At 33.2% G+C, this 1,463-nt stretch carries 1 protein-coding gene; it reads right to left on the bottom strand.

All coding sequences use genetic code 11. The features are described 5' to 3' along the window. Nucleotides 1–33: 33 nt before the first annotated feature. Nucleotides 34–1,463, bottom strand: a 1,430-nt coding sequence (locus B5D46_RS11955; RefSeq protein ID WP_234973849.1) for an IS3 family transposase, incomplete at its 5' end; no start/stop codon positions are given.

The following is a 1,463-nucleotide window of genomic DNA, read 5'->3' as shown; positions in this document are numbered from 1 at the left end:
TGTAGTGACCCCAGTAAATTGAACAAAAACAATTTACGATAATTTTAAGGTTGAATTCCTAACTTCACAAGGAGTTCGACCTTTTAATTTGACCTGAATTCTCTTAGTGTTGTAATACTCAATATATTCTTCCATTGCTTTTCTTAATTCATCCAGAGATTTAAAGTCATATTCATGGCCATAAAACATCTCATTTTTCATCTTGCCAAAGAAATTCTCCATTACACAGTTATCTAAGCAGTTACCTTTACGGGACATGGATTGAATGATACCTTTATCTTTTAGCATCTTGTGATATTGAGACATCTGATACTGCCATCCCTGGTCAGAATGGAGAATCAATCCTGTTAAATTTTTGTGGGATTTAAATGCTCGTTCAAGCATTTGTATTGTTTGCCTAAAATTAGGCTTAGCAGATATTGAATAAGAAACAATTTCTCCATTGTGCATATCTAGGATTGGAGATAAGTATAGTTTGCCTGCTTTGATATAAAATTCAGATACATCCGTGGTCCATTTCTGATTTACAGATGTCGTAGTAAAGTTGCGGTTATAGTAAGTTTTGAAGTTCTTTTTATCAACGACTAAATCCAAAAGCTGGTTTTTAACTGTACCGTTAAAATCACCTTTATAGGACTTATATTTTGCTCTAGGGGTAATGCCTTTCAATTCAAGTTGTTGCATCAGACGCTGAACCTTCTTGTGGTTAACAGCTATACCCTGACGAGCTAGTTCAAGCGTGATACGACGATATCCATAACGTTGCTTATGCTTTTGATGGATGTCCTTAATCTTTTCTATTAGACCTTTATTCTTCTCATCCTTATCTGTTTTTCTTAGAGTGTAATAGTAGTCAGAGCGTGTCATATGAGGCACATCTGGTATTCCGTTAATGGTATCCAGAATGAAGTTAAGAGAGCACTTTACTTCATGCCTTAATTCCGAAATAACCTTAGCTATTTCTTCGACTCTCGCTTTTCTCGCTCTGTAATTAAGGCATCTAATTTTTTTAAGTATTCGTTCTCGATTAAGAGCTGCATGTTTTTCTTCTGAAGTTCCTGGATTTGTTTCTTCAGCTCTAATTCTGTCTTCGCTTGTTTCTTTTTTGGCATAACGTCCTCGCTTTTTCTCAATGACATTATAATTGTTTTCTTTATACGACTTAATCCAGCCTGATAACAATCCATAATTAGGTATAGCCAAACTTAAAGAAACTTGAATTTGCGATTCATTTCCAGCAAGAACTCTACGGATAGCTTTTTCTTTAAATTCTTTAGAATATTTATTGTTAGATTTCTTTTTAACTATACTTATTCCATAAATATCAATAAGTTTAATAAGATACTCTATATAGCTATGTCTTATTCCATACAGTTTTGCCAGATATTCTGGACTAAAAAGCTCTTCTTTCCAAAGTCTATAAATTTCAATTTTATCTTCATATGATAGCTTCATAAATAAAA

The sequence above is a fragment of the Succinivibrio dextrinosolvens DSM 3072 genome (assembly GCF_900167015.1).
GTDB classification, from domain to species: Bacteria; Pseudomonadota; Gammaproteobacteria; order Enterobacterales; family Succinivibrionaceae; genus Succinivibrio; species Succinivibrio dextrinosolvens.
Note: the sequence above shows the minus strand (reverse complement) of the source record. Positions and strands in the feature narration are given on the sequence as shown.